At 68.4% G+C, this 20,825-nt stretch carries 18 protein-coding genes and 4 pseudogenes; 10 read left to right on the plus strand and 12 right to left on the minus strand.

Going from position 1 to position 20,825, the window contains the following annotated elements; translation table 11 throughout:
- The first annotated feature begins 431 nt into the window (after nt 1-431).
- Nucleotides 432-896: a hypothetical protein gene (locus ABZS64_RS04280; protein WP_355823446.1), complete on the plus strand. Its 465-nt coding sequence runs from the start codon at nt 432-434 to the stop codon at nt 894-896.
- A gap of 48 nt (nt 897-944) precedes the next feature.
- On the opposite strand, the pseudogene ABZS64_RS04285 reads toward ABZS64_RS04280, so the two are convergent.
- The 6 genes and pseudogenes from ABZS64_RS04285 to ABZS64_RS04310 form a co-directional block, all read right to left on the minus strand.
- Nucleotides 945-1,816: pseudogene (locus ABZS64_RS04285) on the minus strand (site-specific integrase); the annotation flags it as partial.
- A gap of 129 nt (nt 1,817-1,945) precedes the next feature.
- Nucleotides 1,946-2,797: an MBL fold metallo-hydrolase gene (locus tag ABZS64_RS04290; RefSeq protein ID WP_355822931.1), complete on the minus strand. Its 852-nt coding sequence runs from the start codon at nt 2,795-2,797 to the stop codon at nt 1,946-1,948.
- 499 nt (nt 2,798-3,296) lie between these two features.
- Nucleotides 3,297-5,027 carry a serine/threonine-protein kinase gene (locus ABZS64_RS04295; RefSeq protein ID WP_355822933.1) on the minus strand — a complete coding sequence of 577 codons (1,731 nt, stop codon included), beginning with the start codon at nt 5,025-5,027 and terminating at the stop codon, nt 3,297-3,299.
- Nucleotides 5,028-5,434: 407 nt separating this feature from the next.
- The gene (locus ABZS64_RS04300) at nt 5,435-6,865 is read right to left on the minus strand and encodes an MFS transporter (RefSeq protein ID WP_355822935.1); all 1,431 of its coding nucleotides are present in this window, start codon (nt 6,863-6,865) and stop codon (nt 5,435-5,437) included.
- Between the two features lie 30 nt (nt 6,866-6,895).
- The gene (locus tag ABZS64_RS04305) at nt 6,896-8,791 is read right to left on the minus strand and encodes a glycoside hydrolase family 15 protein (RefSeq protein WP_355822937.1); all 1,896 of its coding nucleotides are present in this window, start codon (nt 8,789-8,791) and stop codon (nt 6,896-6,898) included.
- A gap of 266 nt (nt 8,792-9,057) precedes the next feature.
- Nucleotides 9,058-9,657: a dihydrofolate reductase gene (locus ABZS64_RS04310; protein WP_355822939.1), complete on the minus strand. Its 600-nt coding sequence runs from the start codon at nt 9,655-9,657 to the stop codon at nt 9,058-9,060.
- A 137-nt stretch (nt 9,658-9,794) separates the two neighbouring features.
- On the opposite strand from ABZS64_RS04310, the gene ABZS64_RS04315 reads away from it, so the two are divergent.
- Both ABZS64_RS04315 and ABZS64_RS04320 read left to right on the plus strand, forming a co-directional pair.
- Nucleotides 9,795-10,034, plus strand: coding sequence for a hypothetical protein (locus ABZS64_RS04315; RefSeq protein WP_355822941.1), 240 nt, complete (start codon nt 9,795-9,797; stop codon nt 10,032-10,034).
- Between the two features lie 15 nt (nt 10,035-10,049).
- Nucleotides 10,050-10,175 carry a hypothetical protein gene (locus ABZS64_RS04320; protein ID WP_355822943.1) on the plus strand — a complete coding sequence of 42 codons (126 nt, stop codon included), beginning with the start codon at nt 10,050-10,052 and terminating at the stop codon, nt 10,173-10,175.
- A gap of 163 nt (nt 10,176-10,338) precedes the next feature.
- On the opposite strand, the pseudogene ABZS64_RS04325 reads toward ABZS64_RS04320, so the two are convergent.
- Together ABZS64_RS04325 and ABZS64_RS04330 are read right to left on the minus strand one after the other, a co-directional pair.
- Nucleotides 10,339-10,512, minus strand: a pseudogene (locus ABZS64_RS04325) (phosphohydrolase); the annotation flags it as partial.
- A gap of 123 nt (nt 10,513-10,635) precedes the next feature.
- On the minus strand, nt 10,636-11,109 hold the full coding sequence (locus tag ABZS64_RS04330; protein ID WP_355822945.1) for a carboxymuconolactone decarboxylase family protein: 474 nt from the start codon (nt 11,107-11,109) through the stop codon (nt 10,636-10,638).
- Between the two features lie 339 nt (nt 11,110-11,448).
- Here ABZS64_RS04330 and ABZS64_RS04335 point away from each other — a divergent pair, with 339 nt between their 5' ends.
- From ABZS64_RS04335 to ABZS64_RS04345, 3 genes are all read left to right on the plus strand, one after another.
- Entirely contained in the window at nt 11,449-12,252 is an 804-nt protein-coding gene (locus ABZS64_RS04335; protein WP_355822947.1) for a methyltransferase domain-containing protein, read from the plus strand.
- 48 nt (nt 12,253-12,300) lie between these two features.
- Nucleotides 12,301-12,579: a dihydrofolate reductase family protein gene (locus tag ABZS64_RS04340; RefSeq protein WP_355822949.1), complete on the plus strand. Its 279-nt coding sequence runs from the start codon at nt 12,301-12,303 to the stop codon at nt 12,577-12,579.
- A gap of 184 nt (nt 12,580-12,763) precedes the next feature.
- Entirely contained in the window at nt 12,764-13,183 is a 420-nt protein-coding gene (locus ABZS64_RS04345) for a hypothetical protein (RefSeq protein WP_355822951.1), read from the plus strand.
- A gap of 36 nt (nt 13,184-13,219) precedes the next feature.
- Here ABZS64_RS04345 and ABZS64_RS04350 read toward each other — a convergent pair whose 3' ends face one another.
- Complete coding sequence (locus tag ABZS64_RS04350) at nt 13,220-13,660, minus strand: pyridoxamine 5'-phosphate oxidase family protein (RefSeq protein ID WP_355822953.1); 441 nt, start codon at nt 13,658-13,660, stop codon at nt 13,220-13,222.
- A gap of 187 nt (nt 13,661-13,847) precedes the next feature.
- On the opposite strand from ABZS64_RS04350, the gene ABZS64_RS04355 reads away from it, so the two are divergent.
- Nucleotides 13,848-14,213, plus strand: a complete 366-nt coding sequence (locus ABZS64_RS04355; protein ID WP_355822955.1) for a hypothetical protein — start codon at nt 13,848-13,850, stop codon at nt 14,211-14,213.
- A 1,471-nt stretch (nt 14,214-15,684) separates the two neighbouring features.
- On the opposite strand, the gene def is transcribed toward ABZS64_RS04355, so the two are convergent.
- Together def and ABZS64_RS04365 are read right to left on the minus strand one after the other, a co-directional pair.
- Nucleotides 15,685-16,338 carry a peptide deformylase gene (gene def, locus ABZS64_RS04360; protein ID WP_355823406.1) on the minus strand — a complete coding sequence of 218 codons (654 nt, stop codon included), beginning with the start codon at nt 16,336-16,338 and terminating at the stop codon, nt 15,685-15,687.
- A gap of 137 nt (nt 16,339-16,475) precedes the next feature.
- Nucleotides 16,476-16,577 (minus strand): annotated as a pseudogene (locus ABZS64_RS04365) (ABC transporter permease); the annotation flags it as partial.
- A 211-nt stretch (nt 16,578-16,788) separates the two neighbouring features.
- On the opposite strand from ABZS64_RS04365, the gene ABZS64_RS04370 reads away from it, so the two are divergent.
- A complete protein-coding gene (locus tag ABZS64_RS04370) occupies nt 16,789-17,523 on the plus strand; it encodes a maleylpyruvate isomerase family mycothiol-dependent enzyme (RefSeq protein ID WP_355822957.1) in 735 nt (244 codons plus the stop codon).
- A gap of 398 nt (nt 17,524-17,921) precedes the next feature.
- On the plus strand, nt 17,922-18,722 hold the full coding sequence (locus tag ABZS64_RS04375; RefSeq protein WP_355823409.1) for a DUF72 domain-containing protein: 801 nt from the start codon (nt 17,922-17,924) through the stop codon (nt 18,720-18,722).
- A 17-nt stretch (nt 18,723-18,739) separates the two neighbouring features.
- On the opposite strand, the gene ABZS64_RS04380 is transcribed toward ABZS64_RS04375, so the two are convergent.
- Nucleotides 18,740-18,955, minus strand: a complete 216-nt coding sequence (locus tag ABZS64_RS04380; protein ID WP_355822958.1) for a MarR family transcriptional regulator — start codon at nt 18,953-18,955, stop codon at nt 18,740-18,742.
- A 416-nt stretch (nt 18,956-19,371) separates the two neighbouring features.
- Between ABZS64_RS04380 and ABZS64_RS04385 the strand changes: the two are divergent.
- A pseudogene (locus tag ABZS64_RS04385) lies at nt 19,372-20,708 on the plus strand (DUF2252 domain-containing protein).
- Nucleotides 20,709-20,825: the final 117 nt, after the last annotated feature.

A 20,825-nucleotide genomic window follows, 5' to 3' on the forward strand; every position in this document is an offset into this window, starting at 1 on the left:
AGAACCCTCAGGAGTTAAGCGGCCTCCGGAGCCGTTGCAGTACAGCAGCGAAGTACAGCAACCACCGCGACCGCAGCTGACCGCTACCGGCCCCAGATAACCGGCTGACCACCCCAGCAGACCTCAGCGACCGCCCCGCCAATAGTTCGCATCTAGGGGGCAACCCGTGCCACAACCGCGCCAGATGGGGCGGGGACTTCCGGGGAACTGCGGCTGCCGGAGCGGCCACAGCGAGCAGACGCCAATGTCGGCGTCCCGCAGGTCAGGCCCCAACTCGCCCCACCTCGCTCTTAAAGCGGTGTTCTACTACCGGCTCGGCCCGAACCGTCTCGTCTGCTGGCGCATGAGACGGACTGGGGGAGTGAGCAGTTCGCCGGATACGCGCCCTACCACGCGAAGTCTCGCCCTCATAGCTTGGCATCATGGGATGGTTGACCCTGATCAGCACCTTGAGCGGCGGCGTGCTTGGCGTTGGCTCAACGCTCGTCATTGAGTCAGTGCGAACGAAGCGAGATCAACGACTCCGGCACGCAGAGCTACGGCGGACTGCGTACGTCCGGTACCTCACTGCGCTGACCGAGGCTGAAACCGCGTTACAAACACTTGCGTTGAGTCGCCCCACGCCGATCGCGAGTAGCGATGTGGTGGAAGCTTTCCGCTCGACCGGCGTGATAGCAGCCAGGTACGAACTGTTTCTGGTTGCACCTCCTAGCGTCTATGACGCCGCACGGGAGGCCTATGACCTCCTGAGAGCGCTGCGAGTTGCCATCGCGACGACTGACGTTGCGGTCGGTGATGAAGCTGCCCAGTGGCAGGCGCTCCACCTCCCGTACGACACCGCCTTGCGGCATCTCCGCGCCGCTATGCGGGACTCATTAGGCCCTAACTTCGACTAGATCTCGTCTCGTTGTCATGGGGCCTTGACGGGGACGGCTTGTGATCCCCGTCCGTCTCAGTTTGGGCTTGCCCTTCTCCCCCACGAACAGCAGTCCGTCGGGCTCCTTCTCCGCGTACCAGTCGAGATGCCGCCGCGCTCGATCCGCAGAAAGGCCGGCAGGACCACGAGCCGCTTGCCCGCCTCGGACTTGGTCGGCCCCTCGGCCCGCTTGCCGGTCGGGAGCTCCGGCGCAGCCTGCCGGACACGAACCGTCATGTTGTCGAGGTCCACGTCCTTGCGACGGAGCTCCGCCTGTTCCTCCGGTCGGAGCGGCCCGTACGCGCCGAGATAGACCATGAGACGCCAGCGCGGCCCGAGTGCCGTGGCAAGCGCGTCGACCTGGTCGACGGAGGCGACCGGCCGTTCTGCAGCGGACTCCTTTCCGGCCCCACGAATACGGCACGGATTCCGGCGGATCAGCTCATCCTCCATAGCCGTCTCCAGGATGGCCTTGAGGAGCCGATAGCTTTTGGCGACCGTGGTTTCGGCACCGGTCGCGTCCAGCCGTTCGGAGCGCCAGGACCGCACGCGGGGCGCAGTGATCTCGTCGAGGTCCAGATCCCCGGAGGTGGGCAGGATGTGCAGCCGCAGGAGTCGGCAGTACAGCTCATCTGTGGTCGGCGACAGGGCGACGTTCCTTGACCCAGCGGAGCGCGTACTCCTCGAAGTTGACCGCGCCCGCGTCAGGGTCCTGCCAGTCACCACGACGGATCTCGGTGCGCTTCTCGGCGAGCCAGTCGTCGGCGTCACGAGCGGTAGCGAAGGTGTCAGCGCTGGCCGCATGACGCCGTCCGGGCCCGGATAGCGAGCCTGAAAGCGGCCGGAGGAGAGTTTCCGAACTGCGCCGAACGTACGCCGCTTGCCCTTCTTGTTGGCCATCAGGCAGCCCCTGGTCCTGACTCCGGCCCAGGTCAGTAACTGCCCAGGTCAGCAGTCATCCGCGTACGCGATCTTCCAAACTGGGGTCTCCCGAGCGGCCTCAACGGCTTGAGCAGCTTGCCTGGGACATCACGTGGCCGACGGCCGTGGCTGTTCCGGCGGGACCGAACCCTCGGCGACCGCCATCCAATGGTCGAGGTCGGCCTGCGTGAACTCTGGCCACGCCGGAATCTCAGGAAGCTGGCGGAGAAGGTCGAACGCCTCCGCGATCCGTGGCCCACGAAGCACCGGCGAGTGGCAGCCTGCGATGACCTCGGCGCCAAGCCGCTGGATGTCGTCCACCACCGCCCGGAACCTTTGGCCGTCCAGCAACGCGACCCAGGGCGAGACCAGGCGCCCGCCGAAGAATTGGCCGTCCCGAAATTCGTCGGCGGATAGGTCTGCGATTTCGGGCATGGGATTAGGCACGTTCGTCGCGAAGGTGTCCACCGACCACAAGACATTGGTCTTCGGGTCGAAGAGGGCGCGGGTTGTCGGGTTGTCGTACAGTGGCGGCCGCTTGGCAACCAGAGTTCGGTCGCCCACATCCACGGTATCGCCGTCGATCACGAAGCGGCACCGGTTGATGGGCGTCTCCCACTCCTCGGCCATGCGCCCGATCGAAAACCACGTCGTCAGCAGTGTCGCGTTCGGGCATGCAGCGAGGACCGCCAAGAGGTTGCCAGCGTGGTCACGGTCGTCGTGGGTGAGGAAGACCCACCGCACGTCCAAGGGATCTACCACGGACCACGCAGCCTCCAGCCACTGTGACCGCACCGCCGGTGCCCCGGTGTCCACGAGCACCGGTTCGGCCCCGCGGATCACCATCGAATTCATCGGGAAGTGGCCGACCGGCGGGGCTTCCAGGGCCCACGGGATGACGAACGTCTCCTCGGCGATCTGGTAGGGCTGCAGAAGATTGAAAGTTCCAATGGTTGTCATCGCTGCTCTCCCTAGAACGGAGTTTGGCCGCAGCGCCCGTGAATCCAGTCCAGCCCCATTGCAGGCCGTCGTCAAATACAGAGCACCCAGCATGCCAACCTCACGCAGCTGCGAACGCGCCGGCGGCGGGTACGTCATTCCTGACGGCCACGGGGCTGGCCTGAGCCAGGCGCTTTCCAGACCCCGGAGGCGAACCGTCCCGTCTGGGTGCTTGCTGTACAGCAGCGAACCACAACGTCCACATCCGCCCCATCCAGGTGATCATGCCAGCCAAGGGGATGCGGCATCGTCGGCCAGTCTCGGGGCCCTACGAGGGCGACCAGGCGGAGCGACTGCACTGAGCACGCGGCGGCAGCAGCGCAGTACCGCAACTGCAGCAACCGTCCCCATCAAGCCAGCTGGGGCGGGCCGCCAAAGACCGCCTCTGAAGCGGTCCCGGGCCGTCGCGGGGCTATCACGGTGGCGGCTTGCGCCCCTATACAGCACTGGTTGGGAACGCCTAGCAGCGGGGCAGGGTGCCGCTCTCCTTGGTGAGTTTGGTGCTGTGGGCCCAGCCTTCGGTGTTCGTCCCATCGATACGGGCGTAGATCCACTTGTTGCCGTAGGCGTTGGTGATGTAGCAGTGGTAGTAGAGCTTCACACCGGTCTTGACCACGGTCACGTACTGGCATTCCGCGTACGGCCCGGTGTAGAGGTGGGACGTCTCGGCCAGATAGCCGTAGCCGTCGCTGCGGTTCTCGTGGCCCCAGCCGGTGCAGGCCGTCGACACCGGGGTGGGCTCCTTCACCGTCGGGCTGGGCTTGGTCTCTGGGGAGGCCGACGGGCTCTCGGCCGGCTTGTCGCCTTCGACGCCGGGCTTCTTCGTGGGGCCCAGCTCCTCGTCCTCGTGATCGTCCGGCTCCTCCGAGGTCGACGGCTTCGAGGACGTTCCGGGAGAACCGGCGGACGACGGGGTGCTGCCCCCGGTCGACCAGGGGCTGTCCGTGTGGGAGCCGACGCCAGGCGGCGTCGCCTGTGCGCCGTCCGTGGTCGTGCCGCCCTGTTGGGACGTCAGGGCATAGGTGATGCCGGCGCCTGCGGCGAGGAGCACGACGGCGGCCGCTGCCGCGACGACGGTGCGGTTGCTGCGGCGGGCTGCCGTCCGGCTCGTCTCGGGAGCGGGGACTCCGGCGTGGCCCGCGACCGGCGCGCCGTGCGGCGGCAGGTCGGGCTGCGCGTAGCCGGCGTGCGGAGGCTCAGGCTGCGGGGCGGGCTGGGGGAACAGCGGGGGACCGAACCCGGGGGCAGGTGCGGCGGCGGCCGCAGCCCCGGGACCCACCGTGGGAGCGGGAGCGGGTGTCGGCGTCGGAGCGGCGGATGGGAGGTGCACCGTCCCGCCCGAGGCGACGCGCTCTAGCATGCCGCGCGCCTGTTCCGCGGTGGGCCGGTTCCCCGGCTCCTTCGCCATCAGCGCCTGGAGCACCGGCGTGAGCGGTCCCGCCCGGCGCGGCTCCGGCAGGGGCTCGGTGACGATCGCCGAAAGGGTGGACCACGCGGACGTGCGGCGGAACGGCGAAGTTCCCTCCACGGCTGCGTAGAGCGTCATGCCGAGCGACCAGATGTCCGACGCGGGACCGGGCTCCCTGCCCTGCGCGCGCTCCGGCGGCAGATAGTCGAGGGAACCGACGAGTTGACCGCTCTGGGTCAGCTTGGCCATGGCGTCGTCGCCGGAGGCTTCCATGCTGGCGATGCCGAAGTCGGTGAGCACGACCCTGCCGCCGTGCTCGATCAGCACGTTTCCCGGCTTGACGTCCCGGTGCAGTACGCCGGCCCGGTGCGCGGCGTCGAGCGCGTCCATCAGCCTGGCGCCGATCGCGGCGGCTTCGTGCGGCTCAAGCGGGCCGCGCTCCGCCAGCACGTCGTCGAGCGAGGGCCCGTCGACGAGTTCCATGACGATGACCGGGAGGCCCTGCTCCTCGGTCACGTCGTGCACGGTGACCACGCCGCTGTGCCGGATACGGGCGGCGGCCTGCGCCTCCCGCTGCATCCGGGTCCGCACGTCGGCCAGTTCGGCTGCGGAGGTGTCGGTGAAAGCCCGCAGGACCTTGACGGCGACCTCTCGGTTCAGGAGTTCGTCCACCGCCCGGGCGACCACTCCCATGCCGCCGCGCCCGATAATGGAGGTCACTCGGTAACGCCCGCCGAGTACCTTGCCCGTCAGCTCTCCGCCATGCGCTTCCCCCGCAGTCACCGCACGCTCCGTTCCGTGGTTGTTCGTGAACCATCAATCCGAAGTCCTCAAGGGTAGAGGCAGGGGCGTGAGGGGAAGGCGGCGGCCGTGCGCCTGCACGGCGAGCGCACCAGATACGCAACAGATAGGGCAGCGTTCACCGGTCAACCACGGTCACAAGGCGAGGCTGGAGCACACCCCGATTCGTGTCGTTTCCACAGGTCAGCAGGTATGTCCGCCGGAAGCGGCCGGTGATTCCCAAGCTCAGAGCGCGGGTTCGATTCCCGTCACCCGCTCCACGACGAAGGCCCAGGTCATAGACCCGGGCCTTTCTTGTTGTCTGGACCACGCTAAGCGTCCCGTGCCAGATCCGTGCGTGCTCGCTCGCAGCGGTGACGCGCGCGGAGGGACCAACGCCTCCGTGTGCTCTACGGCGTCAGCTTTGTGGTGGGTCCTGGGGTGGGGCCTGACGCCGTGCTCGGAGGCGGTTTCTTTGGAAGCAGTATCGCGGCGGCGAGTCCGACGAGTCCGATCAAGGCCAGTGTGATCATTGCGGCGGCGTAAGCGCCGGTGGTGAGGCCGATGACGAGGATGGTGCCGGCGACTGCCGTGCCGAGGGAGGAACCGAGGTTCGACACGCTGCGGGAAAGGCCGGATATCTCCCCTTGTTGCTCTTCGGGGAAGCTCGACTGGACGACGTTGACCGAGGGGGTCAGCATCACGCCGAGGCCCAGTCCGATCAGCAGGAGTCCGGGGGCGAGGGCCCAAGGGTTCGGGGCGCTGCCGGCCATCGCGATCAGGACGACGATCCCGGCGATGGTGACGATGAAGCCGGTCATGATGAGGGTCCGCTGGGGCCGTCGCTTGGCGAGGCGTTCGGCGGCGAGCGACGAAGCGAGCAGGCCAAGCGTGGCAGCGGTGAAGATGACGCCGGTCTGGACGGCGTCGTAGCCGCGTACGACTTGGAGGTAGGCCGCGACGGTGAACGAGGAACCCATCAGCAGCAGCCACTGAGCGTTTTGCGTAACGAGGCCCAGGTTGGAGGTGCGATTGCGGAACAGGCCGGTGGACAGCAGGGGTTCCTTCCCCGCTTGCTCCTTGGCCTGTATGGACCGGAAGAACCAGAGGAGCACGAGGGCGCCCAGGGCGAGCAGGCCGATCATGAGCCAGACGTTGTTGTCGGCAGCGAGGATGCCCATGACGACGAGGATGAGGCCGACGGCCGAGAGGACCGCTCCGGTGGTGTCGAAGGGGCGCGTCGGATCGGGCGGCAGGGGGTCCTCGATGTGCCGGCTGAGCACGATGATCACGATGATGACCAGGGCCTGGAACACGAAGGCCGCACGCCAGCTCAGCGCCGAGGTGATGAGCCCGCCGATCAGCGGACCGGCAGCGGCACCGATGCCGCCCAGCGCCATGATGACGCCGAAGGCGCGGGCTCGCGAGGTGAGGTCCGTGAAGAGGAGCGTCGTGAGGATGTAGACGGGCGGGATGAGTAGGGCCGTTCCGATGCCTTCCAGGATCGAGTTTCCGAGGATCAGTGCGCCCAGGCCCGGGGCGGCGGCGCTCAGCAGGGCGCCGATGCCGTAGATGACGAGGCCAACCAAGAGGCACCGCTTGCGGCCGTAGCGGTCGGTCAGTTTGCCGCCGGGGATCATCAGCGCGGCCATGACCAGCAGGAAGACCGTGATGGCGATCTGCACTCCCTGGACGGTGGTGTCCAGGTCCTCGCTGATGTCGTTGATCATCACGTTCATGTTGGACCCGGCGAAGCTGCAGATGAACTGCGCGAGCGCCAGCGGGGCGAGGACCCGTCGCCGGGCTCTGGCCGGCTGTTGCGGGGTTCGTGTCTCGGACACCGGTGTCGCCTCCGCTCGGCCCGCCGGACGTCACGCCCCGCCCAGGCCTGGGCGCCGGCCGGTGTGGAAATCGGTGCCCGGGACGGTTTCGGACTCGAGCCGTCTCTCCGCCCGGTCGAGCTGCTCATCGAGTGCCATGGCCGCGGCGATCAGCGCGAGATGGGTGAACGCCTGGGGGAAGTTGCCCAGTTGCTCGCCGGAAGGACCGATCTCCTCAGCGAAGAGCCCGACATGGTTGGCGTAGGTGAGCATCTTGTCGAAGGCGTACCGGGCCTGTTGCAGCCGGCCGGAACGGGCCAGGGCCTCCACATACAGAAAGCTGCACAGGTTGAACGTGCCCTCGGAGCCGCGCAGTCCGTCGGGGGACGCCGCCGGGTCGTACCGGTAGACCAGACTGTCGCTCACCAGCTCCCGGTCCATGGCGTCGAGCGTGCTGAGCCAGGCCGGGTCCCTCGGGGAGAGGAAGCCGACCCGTGGCATGAGCAGAAGCGAGGCGTCCAGGACCTCGGTGTCGTAGTGCTGCACGAACGCCTGCCGCTTCTCGCTCCAGCCGCGCTCGACGATCTGCTTGAAGACCATGTTGCGGACGTCCGTCCAGCGCGCGATGTCGGCGGGACGGGAGTACATGGTGGCGAGCCGGATGCCGCGGTCGAACGCGACCCAGGTCATCAGGCGGCTGTACGTGAAGTTCTTCTGACCGCCGCGGGTCTCCCAGATCCCCTCGTCGGACCGGTCCCAGTTGTCGGCGAGCCAGTCCAGTACGTCGCTGACCGCCTTCCAGCCACGGATGGTTCCCATGTCGTGGCCCTGCGCGAGAGCATCGGCGGCCTCGCCGTAGATGTCGAGCTGGACCTGGTCCGCAGCGGCGTTGCCGGCCCGCACCGGCGACGAGCCCATGTACCCCTCCAGGTGGACGATGACCTCCTCGGTGAGGTGCGGGTCACCGTCGACCCGGTACATGATCTGCAACGGGTCTCCCGAGGCGGTCCCGCCCGCCTCGATGCGGTCGCGCAGCCAGCGGCGGAAGGCATCGGCTTCCTTCTCGAAGCCCAGGTCGGTCAGGGCCCGGACGGACAGCGAGGCGTCGCGGATCCAGGTGTAGCGGTAGTCCCAGTTGCGTTCGCCGCCGATCTGCTCGGGCAGTCCCATGGTGGCGGCGGCGATCGGGGCGCCGCTCGGGGCGTAGGTGAGCAGTTTGAGCGTGATGGCCGAGCGGTTCACCATGTCGCGCCAGCGGCCCCGGTACGTGGAGGAGCGCAGCCACGAGATCCAGAATGCGCGACAGGACTCCAGCTCGTCGGCGACGTCGTCCAGGGACGGCGGGGCGGGGGCAGGCTCGCCGCTCGCCACGCTCGTCAGCACCACCGCTGCCATCTCGCCGGCGGCGAGCGTGAAGCCGGCCGTGATGTCGTCGCCGTCCGCGTGCAGCGCGACGGACGCGGTGGCCTGGACGTGGAGGTCCGTCCCCGGCCCGTGGAAGACCGCCGAGTGGTCGTCGGTCTGCGCCAGGGTGTGCGGGGCACGTCCGTAGTCGAAACGTGGGCGGCAGCTGAACGTGAACGGCAGGTTGCCCCGGACCACGCGAGCGACCCTGACCAGGCGGTGCCGGCCGGTGGGTGTAGTGCTCTCGATCGGATCCATGAAGTCTGCCACTTCGCCGACACCACCGGGGGCCAGGAACCGGTTGACCAGGATGGCCGTGTCCGAGAGGTACAGCTGCCGGATCGTCGCGCCGTTCTCGCCCCGGAGGTCCGCCGAGAACCGGCAGTCGCCGCCGCGTTCGCTGTCCAGGATCGAGGCGAAGACGCTGGGGGAGTCGAAACGGGGCGTGCACCACCAGTCGATCGTGCCTCCGGAAGACACCAGCGCGGCGGTCTGCAGATCGCCCACCATGCCGTGGTCAGCAATAGTCGGGTAACGAGTCACGCGCCCTCCTTCGCCTGACAACGCAGCGCCGCCCGAGCCGACGACCTGTCCACCGTGGGTCATGCCCGGGTGGCGGTTCGTGCGGGGCGCCCTCTTGGTCGTACGCACCCACGTTCATAGAGTGCGCCGCACCTGGGCCTGGCGCATGCCGGAGCAGGAAGGCCAGCGCTCGCCCCGACGCGCCCGCGCCCTTCGTGGACGCGTCGATATCGTCTGGAATCGACGCTTCGTGCTTGCCTTCTCGCAGTCGCAACAGACGCTGGCACTCAGCGCTTCGCGACGTCGTATACGAGGTGCGTCACGCGGTCCCCGCGGATGATCTGCGAAGGGTCGTCGAGCAGAATCGGGTCGGTCAACGCGCCGGTCGCGAAGAACGGGCGGCCCGATCCGAACACCACGGGCACGAGATTGACGACGACCTGGTCGATGAGGCCGAGCCGGAGTGCCTGGCCTCCGATCTCGCCGGCGCCCACGTCGACGAGCCGGTCGCCGGCGAATTCCTGAGCGGCGCTGATGGCCGCTTCGACGCCGTCGACGAACGTGAACGGCGCCGTGCCGGCATGTTCCCAGTTCGCCGGTGGTTCGTGGGTGACTACGAAGACGTGCTCACCTGCAGCGGGCTTGCCGTTCCAGCCGTTCGTCATGTCGAACAGGCGCCGGCCGATGACAACGCAGGCGACGTCCCGGTAGTGAGCGCGCATGAAGTCGGCCGACGCCTGCGTGGTCCGCAACTCGTCGTCTCCGCCGGGGAAGGTCCAGCTGACGTCTCCGTTGCCGCACCAGTCGAAGAGCGGCCCGACCGCGTCGTGGTCGTCGGCGATGAACCCGTCCAGCGAGACCACTGCACCCATGACTGCCTTGCCCATCTCAACTCTCCCTTGTCTGCAGACGCTTCCCATCCACTGTGACTCCGCTGCCTCCTCAAACTCATCTGCCCGATCCGACGATCAGCCATCAGAGTTCGACGAGGTCGTTCAAGGTTCGATGAGACGGGACAGTACGTGTGACTGAGCGGCAGGAGACGATCCTGCGGTGCATCCGGGAGTACATCATCGACACGGGCGGGGGCCCGAGCATCCTGCAGATCGGCAAGCTCGTCGGCGTGTCGTCACCGTCCTCGTCGCCCATCAGCTCTGCAGGCTACGTTCAGGGAGGAAAGGGCGCCGACTCGGCCGGTGCCGTGAGCGCGGCTACGAGGGCAACCCTTCTGGGCGTTCGTCGGTCGGAAGGCCTGACACGGTGAAGGGGAGCACCTCTCATGCGTTCCGAACTGACGAGGACCGGTCCTGTCCTGGTGGGCGTGATGGCGCTGGCCCTGCTCGCGGGCGGCTGCACCACGACATCCGGACCGGCTGTCGACACCTTGACGCGGGAGGTCTTGTAGAGCCGACTGGTCACATCGAGGCGTAGAAGCGCAGTGATTCCCAAGCTCAGAGCGCGAGTTCGATTCCCGTCACCCGCTCCAATGATTGAGGCCCAGGTCAGGGACATGATCCCCAACCCGGGCCTTTGTGTTGTCCGCAACTTCCTTCTGGCGCCTGCGAATGTTCGCGAGGGAACTCGCTCTCCAATTCCTCGCGCAGCCCACGCGCTTCCGCCTCCATCCACGCGCACGAGTGATGCGCCGCCAGATGCACGACACACTGGTCTGCGTCAGCGACGTCCCGGAGGTAGCGGGCTCCCTCGAGCGGATGGAAGCCGGTCTTGGCGAGGTCCGGCGAATTGTTGGACCAGTCGGACCGCCGGGCGGACCACAGCAACGCCCCGGCCCCCGGCGAGGGGCGCCCGGGGCGTGTGATGCTGCAGCCTCGGGGGCACCAGCAATCCCGGCCAGGCAGTGAGGGTTATGCGAACTGGCCGGGCTGGTAGTCGCCGGCGGGCTGCTGGATGATGACGTTCGCCCGGTTGTAGGCGTTGATGAGGGCGATCCCGCACACCAGGGCGGCCAACTGCTCCTCGTCGTAGTGCTTGGCGGCGTTCGCCCAGGCCTCATCCGTGACCCCACCGGCCGCATCCGCGATGCGGGTGCCCTGCTCCGCCAGCTCCAGCGCGGCCCGTTCGGCCTCGGTGAAGACCGTGGCCTCCCGCCACGCCGCGACCAGGTTGAGACGTACCCAGGTCTCACCGGCGGCGGCTGCGTCCTTGCTGTGCATGTCGGTGCAGAAACCACACCCGTTGATCTGACTGGCGCGGAGCTTCACCAGCTCCTGCGTCGCGGCCGGCAGTGTCGAGTCCTCGAGCACCTTGCTTGCCGCGATGATGTGCTTGAAGACCTTGCCTACGGTCGGGCTGCTGAAGGCGTCCAAACGGGCACTCATGGTGATCTCCTCTGCCGTTGTCGGTGCTTGCACACCTACGACGGCACAGCTCGGCAGGATGTGACATGAACGCCTGACCTGCGTCTTCCCTCCCGCGCCGCAGCAGGGACCACTGCGACGACGTTCACCTCATCCACTGCCGGGAGGTCACCCCTGGCCCCGAACACCCCCAGTCACTCAACGTTCGGTGGCACGAACCTGGTGGTCATCAGCCTTCGGTGACAACGATCAAACTTTGATGCACAGGACACGGGCTCTCCGGATCCAGAGGCTGTTCCAGGAGACCGCGGGCCCAGAACCCGGCGACCGGCCCGACTGCCCCTCTGCCAGAATCGCCACATGGCTGAGCACGACACGGATCACGGCTACCTGCTGGACAACCAGCAATCGGAGGCTGGGATCCGATTCGACGCCCTCAGCGAGTTGTTCGATCCGGTGACCTTCCGGCACGTCGACCAGCTCGGGATCGCTGCCGGCATGCGGTGCTGGGAGGTCGGTGCCGGTGGTCCGTCCGTACCCCTCGGGCTGGCCGAGCGAGTCGGCCCCGCGGGAACGGTGATCGCCACCGACATCGACGTGTCCTGGACCCGGGACATCGCCGGTGGCGTGATCGAGGTGCTGCGCCACGACGTGGCGGCCGAACCGCCGCCGCCCGGCGGCTTCGACCTCGTCCACGCCCGGCTGGTCCTGGTACACGTCACCGACCGCACCGAGGCGCTGCGCCAGATGGTCCAGGCGCTGCGGCCCGGCGGCTGGCTGCTCCTGGAGGACGCCGACCCGGCGTTGCAGCCGCTGTTGTGTCCGGACGAGTCGGGTCCCGAACAGCAGCTCGCCAACCGGTTGCGATCCGGCTTCCGCACCTTGATGGCAGCACGCGGCGCGGACCTCGCGTACGGGCGAACCCTGCCCAGGCTGCTGCGTGAGGCCGGTCTGGACGACGTTCAGGCCGACGCATACTTCCCGATCACCTCGCCTGCATGTGCCGTCCTTGAGGCCGCGACCGTGCGGCAGATCCGCCGCCGTCTGGTGGCGCAAGGGCTCGCCACCGACGAGGAGATCGACCGCCACCTGGCGAACGTCGCCACCGGACGCCTAGACGTGGCCACCGCCCCGATGATCTCCGCGAGGGGACGCCGCCCGTAACCCTCCCCCGAGGCCCGCCTCCACTGAAACTGTGGCCCGGCCGAGGCGGTGCGGATCGGGCTGGCGGCGGCCGGCGGCAAGAACCTCGAGGTGTTCTCGCCGGCCATCGGCCGTCAGCTTCTCGAACTGGGACTGATCGACGAGATCGACCTGCACATCGCACCGATCCTGCTCGGCGAGGGCATCCGGCTGTACGACAACCCTGGCAGTGAGCCGATCCGCCTCCACCGGGTCGGCGAAGGCGACCCTACGGCGGGCGTAAACGTACGGTACCGACCCACCACAACGGCGAAGAACCCGACCGAAGCCGCCCATTCGAACTCCTGATGCGGGTTACGGCAGTACCGGGCAATCTGGCACCGGAGCCCGACCAGGCGCGTGAGAAAAACCGCGCCATCGAAGCCGCCGCGCCACTCCTTCCCGCTGCGCTCACCGGGAACACAGGGAGGCAGCACCCCGCGCGGTACCGTGTCGGCGGCGGTGTGACGGCTCATCGGTGTGGGGGGCAGGCGTGAGCAAAAGCGGCACAGATACCGGCACGAGGGCCCGGTTGCGGCCGGTGCAAGTCGCTGGAATCGGCGTGCTGCTGAGTCTCGCAGCGCTCGGAGAGCGTCTGCTTGGTGGCCGCGAATACATCTTTTGCCACGTCTCTCCTTCGGTTGATCACTTCACCAATGTGGCCCTCTTCCTCGTGCTGGCGGCCTTCCTCTCCGCCGTGGCCGCTGGATTCCTCCTTGCTTGGCTCAAGCCGCGCACAGTGCTGCCCTCCGTTGTCTGCGTCATTGCCGTCATCGGGCTTGTCGTGGCAGCGGACGGAGTTGACGCCCACGGCGAGCGGGCAGCTCGGAGAGTGGCGGCCCAAGGGTGGTCGGAAGGCGTATGCGACTACGTGGTTCCCACCTACTCGGTGACCCCGGGATGGTTCTGGTGATGTCGAACCGGCGGACCGCCCGCGGGGCCTGAGCGCTCAAGCCTTCCAACGGCGCTGGGATGCCTCATAGTTGGCGAGCTCCCACATCTGGGCGGATTCGGGCACCAGAGCCCAGAGCACGTCGAAGGCTGGATCGTTCGACGGGAGGTATTGCGCGTCGCCCGGCGCGCTGTACTTGTCTTCGAAGGCGGCGAGCACCTCGCTGTGCTCCGCAGGCGCCCCGAGGTCGTCAGCACGACCGTGCACGATGACGACGTCCTCGGCGTTCTCCAGGTTGACCACCACCCGGGGGTCCGCGGCGATGTTCCGTGCCTTGCGGGTCCGGCGCTCGCTGTAGAAGTAGAGGACCCCGTCGAGTTCGACACCCCACACCGGCGCGACATGCGGTGCGCCGCCCGCGCCGGTTGTGTGGAGCCAGTAGCTGCGGGGATCGCGGAGCCTGTCGGCCACGGCCGACCACAGAACGTCACGTGCCATGCCGGTCATCCTGAGGATCTGCCCAGCCGCGCGCAACCGGGCCGCGCATGTTCAGAGACATGGCCGACCTCGCCCGCGAACCGCCCACGCCGTTGTCGCCACCGAGTTGGATCTGAGCCCGAAGCCGATATGAAATCGCAGGTTTGAGAGAGGTTTCGCGCACTCGGGCGAGGCAAGCAGGGAGGGCATGAACAATCCCCGTGAACCCCTGCCCGTAAATGACACCTACAACCCCAATGACCGCAACCGGGACGCCTACGGGCGTAATCGGGACGGCGCCGGAGCAGACCGGGCAGCCTTGGTCATCCATACGATCGCGGACATCGCTGCAGGCTTTCTGGGCCTGTGGATCCTGCTGTACCTGCTTGAGGCCAACCAGGGAAATGTCTTCGTCGGCTTTGTGCACGGCATGGCGGACTGGCTCGCCGGCTGGTCCCAGGACATCTTCACCATGGAGACCGAAGGTCTGCGGGTTTTCCTCAATTACGGCTTGCCCGCCGTGATTTACCTTCTGCTCGGTCATGGGATTGCTGCACGGGTACGCCGCCTCTGACCGAATTCGGGTCGTGCGCGTCATCCATGTCGTGAGGTCCGTCATCAGACGGTGCAGGATGTCGCGGGCCTCACGACCGGCGTCATGGTCCCAGCGAGATGCGCCGACGAAGGGCACGCCGCAAAGCCCAGCCCCTCATCCCGGGATTCGTGACGACATGTCCGGGAGTACGAAGCGCAACCACCAGTAGATCTTTGCAGCAGCATCACAAGGGCTGCGCATCACCTTCGGCGGGGGCCGCTAGCGTTACTGGCCACTCGATCCCGCGTGCGAACTCGAAACAGGTCGCCGGCGTCCCTGGCGGCGCAGTCAGCACAGAAAGATCGCAGATGGACTACTGCTCCACGTGCCGCCGGAACCTCAATGGTGCACTCGTGTGCCCAGGGTGCGGCGCGTACGCTCCGGACATTGCCCCGCCTGCCCAGCGCCGCCACAGCGCGGGCGCCGCCGCCGCCACGATGGGGCAGGCATGGCGCGCGCAGGAGGTCCCCCCTCCGCGGCCCTTCCCCCGTACTCATCACTCCGGTGCCACGCCGATAGGCGGCGACGCCTATGGAGACGCGACGGCGGATGCATCGGGCACTGATGCGTCCAGCGACAACGAAGGCGCCGCCTCCACCGGGCAGGGCCGGGCGGCTCGGCGGCGGCAGCTGGCACGTTGGAAGAAGAACAAGCGTCGGGCCGTGGCCGCGACGGCCGTTGCCATTGTCGGTGGCGGCCTGACCGTTGCTGCGCTGCCGAGCACCAGGCCTTCCAGCAGCCACACACACGCAGCCTCACCGCCGGATCCGGTGACCGCGATCACGCCCGGGTCAGCGACCACCGACGGGGCGTCGGAGCAACCGGACGCCCCGGTTTCGCGGCATCCCAGCACTCGCCCGCCCACGGCAGCCGGCCACCAGCAGAGCACCACCGCCGCCATGCCGCGCACTGCGCCTTCCGCTGCGACGACGAGCCGGCAGGTGAAAACCGCCGCGACGGCCCACCCCCTCGCGACCCCGAGCGCAACGCCGCCCATCACGCCCGATCCGGTCAAGGCGACGCCCGTTGGCAACGCCGCCGCCCCGGCCCCGGCGACGACCGCGCCCGCCTCCCACGAACGCCCTGCCGCAGGCTCGTCGACTGTGAACCCTTTGCCGACAACGTCTGCGGGCGATCCGACATCACCGACGCAGGTGTGCCTGATCGTTGTGTGCCTCGGCTGATCGCTCCGTTGTCATCGGCTTGGGGACATGGTCCGGAAGCCGGGTCGATCTAGGGCCTGTCGTTTGGATCAGGCCGGATCAGTGAGCGGCCCGCCGCGGAGCGGCTGATGTCACTGCGGTGCGTGCGATCGCAAGGCGGAGGAAGGAGCCGACGCGGAGCGTCGGCGACTGACGCAACGCAGCGTGGGGGCTCCTCCCGTGTCCGAAGGGCTACGGGGGAGTGCGCGCCAGGGCACGCGAGCCCGGCAAGATCCGAACGACAGGCCCTAGTCCTGGCCGGGCAGCCGGCTGGGCAGCCGGAAATCCAGCGCCTGCGCCGCGGCGTCAGGTGCAGGCTGATTCCAGCGTTCGGCGACTGCCGCAGCGGAGGAAAATGACCGGGTCTCGGCCCGGTCGATATAGAGCGTGCCGCCCAAGTGGTCCGTCTCGTGCTGGACAATTCGCGCGGGCCATCCTGCGACCTCCTCGTCCAGGACCTGCCCCTTCTCGTCCAGGCCGCGGAGGCGGACACGGGCATGGCGGACCACGACCGCCTGCCAGCCGGGAACGCTCAGGCAACCTTCGAAGAATGCGATGCGCTGGTCGCTTGCGGGCTCGTACGTCGGATTGATCAGAACCCGAAAGGGCAAGGGCACGCGACCGCGGACTTCCCGCACCTCGGGACTTACGTCGGCCGGATCCTCCACGACGGCAATCTGCAAAGGGATCCCCACTTGGGGAGCGGCCAGGCCCACTCCTGGAGCTGCGTGCATCGTTTCCCGCATCGCCGTGATGAGGCGGTTCAGTTGCTCAGATCCCAACTGCCCCTCAACCGGAAGTGTTCGGCGTCGCAGTACCGGGTCACCTGCAGCCACGATCGGCAGCGGACGAGGGCCGGCGAGCAGCTCCTCGACGAGGTCGGGCAGATCGATCTTCACCACAGCAGCCTTCCAAAAGCAGTCGAGCACCGCAATGCTGCGCGCCAGAGCGGCGCACACCGCCGCTGGCTAACCTTCTCCGGTGACCATCGAGCTGACGCTGCTGACGTGGGTCTCCTTCCGAGACCAGGAGATCACCGTGGGCTCTTCAGGCCGAGGCCGACCGCAACCCAGGTGAGCGCGAAGGCGGTCAGGGTCAGGATCCCTGCCGCGGCCAGCCACTCGACGGGCGTCGCGCTGGACGGGGTCGGGGTGAGGCATTGGTTCGAAGTCATGCCGCAGAGCTTGCGGGCGGTGGGCTTCAGCGCGGCTTCAGGCGGTACGAGGCGAGTGAACCGCCGGACGAGCTCTTGCCGCGGGCCCCGCCCCCTGATTGTGTACCGCGAGCGATCCCGCAGGTCGCCGGCGGGACGGGCGATCCGCTGTCGGTACGAAGGTGAGGACGGAAGAGGCGTGGCACCAGTGGCTGGGCAGGACGTACGGGGCACTCTGCCTGAGGGACTCGGTGACGCGATACGCGGCACCGCCGAGGACATCGCCGCGCTGCTGCGCGGGGTTGGCGACACGAGCGTTCCGGTACCCGGGTCGGAGTGGAGCGTCGGGGCGGCGGCCGCGCATCTGGCGCAGGCCAACGAGCTGATGGCCGATATCGCGGCGGGGCACGAGCGCGCCCACGGCGACGGCACCGCGCAGAGCCTGGCAGCGGCCAATGAACGCGCGCTGGCCGAGTTCGACGAGCGCGAGGCCGGTCCGCTGGCCGAGATGATCGTGGCGCAGGCTGCCGCATTCCTCACAGCGGCGGACCGGACAGCGGTGGGCCGGACAGCGGTGGGCCGGACAGCAGCGGACGAGCGCTCGGCGGAGGGGACGCTGGCCACCCCCCTTGGCCCGATGAGCCAGGCCGAACTGGGCTCGTACCTGCTGACGCACATGCTCGGCCACGGCTACGACCTCGCCCGCGCGCTGGGCCGTCCACACATGATCGACCGGACCCGGGTCGAGTTGTCCCTGCCCTTCCTGATCCGGTCCCGCCGAGATGACCGTACGGGTCGAAGCATCGGACGGTGTAGCCGAATTGGTCACGTACTCGGCGGCGGCCGGTGCGTACACCCCCCGCGAGGTGGAGCTGTCGCATCAGGTGCTGGACCGCTTCGTCGCCACGAATCTCAGCCCGGCGGTCCTCATTGAATGGGGTCGTGCGTACGGTGAGCGGAAGAGTCCGCGCCCGGCCGAACGCGAGGCTGTTCTCCACGAGTGGGCGCAGTCCTGATGGCGGCCCTGTCCCTGCGGCCCGTTCCCGTCTGTGTACTCAGCAGCTCGGCTCCGCCGTTGGCCGAGCACGGGCACGATCCGGCCGCCTACATTGAGATCGGGTGGCGGACCATACCTCGGGCCTGCCACGACTGCCACCAGGCCTGACCGGCCGCGATCCCTACGCGGCCTTGAACGAGGACGCGCTCCGGGCCGTCCTGGGCCGACTCGACGGGATCGCCGTAAGGCCGCCGGGACAGCAGGCGGAGTACTCCAACCGCGAGTCTCATCGCGCGCAGGGCACGTGCAGGCCCAGCATGAGGTAAATCATGATCATGGCCCTGCTCGTCGGAACCTCGGGATGGCAGTACAAGGACTGGCGCGGCGTTCTCTATCCGCCGGAGCAACCGCAGCGGCTGTGGCTGGAGGAGTACGCCCGGCACTTCGCCACCGTGGAGAACAACAACGCCTTCTACCGGCTCCCCACCAAGGAGATCTTCACCGCCTGGCGGGAGCGGACGCCGGAGGGGTTCGTCATGGCGGTCAAGGCCAGCCGCTATCTGACCCACGTGAAGCGGCTGCACGACCCCGAGGAGCCGGTGCGCCGGCTGATGGACCACGCCGAGGGCCTCGGCGACCGGCTGGGTCCCGTCCTGCTCCAACTGCCGCCCAACTTCCGGGAGAACATCGCAGCTCTGGACGCCTGCCTGAGGTGCTTTCCCGACTCGGTCCGAGTGGCCGTCGAATTCCGGCACACCTCGTGGTGGGAGGCTGAGCGGGAACTCCGGGCGGTGCTGGAACGGCACGGCAGCGCCCTGTGCTGGGCGGATCGGGGGTCCCGCCCGGTGACGCCGCTGTGGCGTACGGCGTCATGGGGATACGTGCGCTTCCACGGCGGCGCCGCCGAGCCGCCGCCGCGCTACGGCCGCCAGGCGTTGACGTCCTGGGCCCGGCGCATCGCCGACGCCTGGCCGGACGAGGACGATGTGTACGTGTACTTCAACAACGACGTGGGCGGCGCGGCCGTGGTGGATGCCGCGAAGTTCGCGCGGGCGGCGGCCGCGTTGGGCCGTTCGGTGAGCGGCACGCCGGGGGACTCGGGGACAGGGGGCCACGTCCTGAACGCCAACAACTGATCGCGTGAGCGCCATGGTCAGTTGCCCATGCGACAGGAACGCCAGCTCCATCCGGTCCGGCGGATCAGTCCGGCCCGTTCCAGCCGGCGGAGCTGATACGCCACCGACGATGTGCTCGACAGGCCGACGCGCTCACCGATCTCCCGGATCGTGGGGCCTTCCCCGTGCTCAGCGATCCACTCCCTGATGCAGCGCAGGATGCTCTCCTGTCGCTCGGTGAGGTGATCGACCATGGGGCTCCCCTTCCTCCTCCTGTGCGCGGACCTCCTGTGCGCGGACCTGGCGGCGCAGCTCCACCCGGGCTGCCGGCGACCGGCCGTGTTCGGTGGTCCAGAACGGATGCCGGACCAGTCGGGACGACAGGTCCAGCAATCGGCGGCGTAGCACCGTGGTGTGGAGCTGGTGCTCGGCGAGCAGTGCGTACGTCCGGTTCCAGTCGCGCTGGGCCTGCACGAGGTCGGGTGGGAAGGCGGCGTGGGGCATGGCCGAAATTCAATCACGTGTTCGATTTCTGGCGCATCACCACACGGGGACCCGACCCGGCCTCGCTCCGGGATGCGGCTTTTGTGCCCGTGGCGTTCACTGAAGCCATCTCCACCCCTTGAGTGGCGTACCGCCGGAGGATGAGCGTGGCCGCAGGGAGACCGTCATGACGACACCGGCCGAGCGGGCCCGCGACGGAAAGGCCGCGCGCAAGGACGTTCCCCGCTCGGCGCACGGGGTCTGGGCGCCGAATGCCGATCGGCCCGAGCCGGTGCAGGTTCTGGTGCGGCAGGCCGCCGATCGTTTGCCGGAGCTGCTGCCCCTGCGGTACGGGCGGATGGCCGCCTCGCCCTTCGCGTTTCTGCGCGGTGCCGCGGCCGTCCTGGCCGCCGACCTCGCCGCGCTGCCGAACACCGGGCTCACCGTCCAACTCTGCGGTGACGCCCACCTGTTGAACTTCGGCATGTACGGCTCACCCGAGCGGGCCCTGCTCTTCGACCTCAACGACTTCGACGAGACGCTGCCCGGCCCCTTCGAATGGGACGTCAAGCGTCTCGCCGCGAGCGTCGCCGTCGCGTCCCTGGAGAACATGCACGCCGACCCACAGGCGCGCCGCGCGGCCACCGCCGCCGTGAAGTCGTACCGCAGGACCATGCGCTCTCTCGCGGAGGCGGGCGAACTCGCCGTCTGGTACACGCGCATCGACACCCGCGAAGTCCTCCCGCTCCTGGGGTCCAAGGACCGCGAACAGGTGGAGTCGAACCTCGAGCGTGCCCGGCGCCGCACCAGCCTCCACGCCCTGAACAAGCTCACGGAGACCGTGGACGGCCGGCGCAGGATCATCAGCGACCCGCCACTGCTCGAACCGGCGGCTGCGCTGGACCAGGCGACCGTCCGCAAGGTGTTCGCCGACTACCGCTCCACACTCGCCGAGGACCGGCGCAGGCTGCTGGACCGCTTCCGCGTCGTCGACGTCGCCCGCAAGGTCGTGGGCGTCGGCAGCGTCGGTACGCGCTGCTACATCGCCCTGCTGGCCGGGCGGGACGCTGACGACCCGCTCTTCCTCCAGATCAAGGAGGCGGGACCGTCCGTACTGGAGGAGCATCTGCATCCCAGCGCGTACGACCACCACGGGCACCGTGTCGTTGCCGGGCAGCTGCTGCTCCAGGCGGCCAGCGACATTTTCCTCGGCTGGGTCAGGGCCCGCACGGGCGCCATTTCTACTGGCGTCAGCTGCGCGACATGAAGCGCTCGGCCGACATCGAGGGCATGGACCCGGGCATGCTGCGGCGTTACGCACGGCTGTGCGGCACGGCACTCGCGCACGCCCACGCCCGCACGGGCGACCGCATCGCGATCGCCTCGTATCTCGGCAGCGGTGACACCTTCGACCGCGCCGTCGCCGAGTTCGCGATGAGGTACGCGGATCGGACCGTCGCCGACCATGCCGCGCTGACGGCCGCGATCGCGGCCGGGACAGTGCAGGCGGCGCCAGGAATCTGAGGCGGGCCGCGCCCCCGGCCGACCGGTTCGCTCGTCACGGGGCCCTGCGCTCTGCCCCGGCTCCCCTCCCGCGTCACAATGGTGGTGAGGAGCAAGCGCCTGCCCAGTGGAGAGGCG

Origin of the sequence: Streptomyces sp. NPDC005408, from assembly GCF_040606445.1 — a bacterium.
GTDB lineage: Bacteria > Actinomycetota > Actinomycetes > Streptomycetales > Streptomycetaceae > Streptomyces.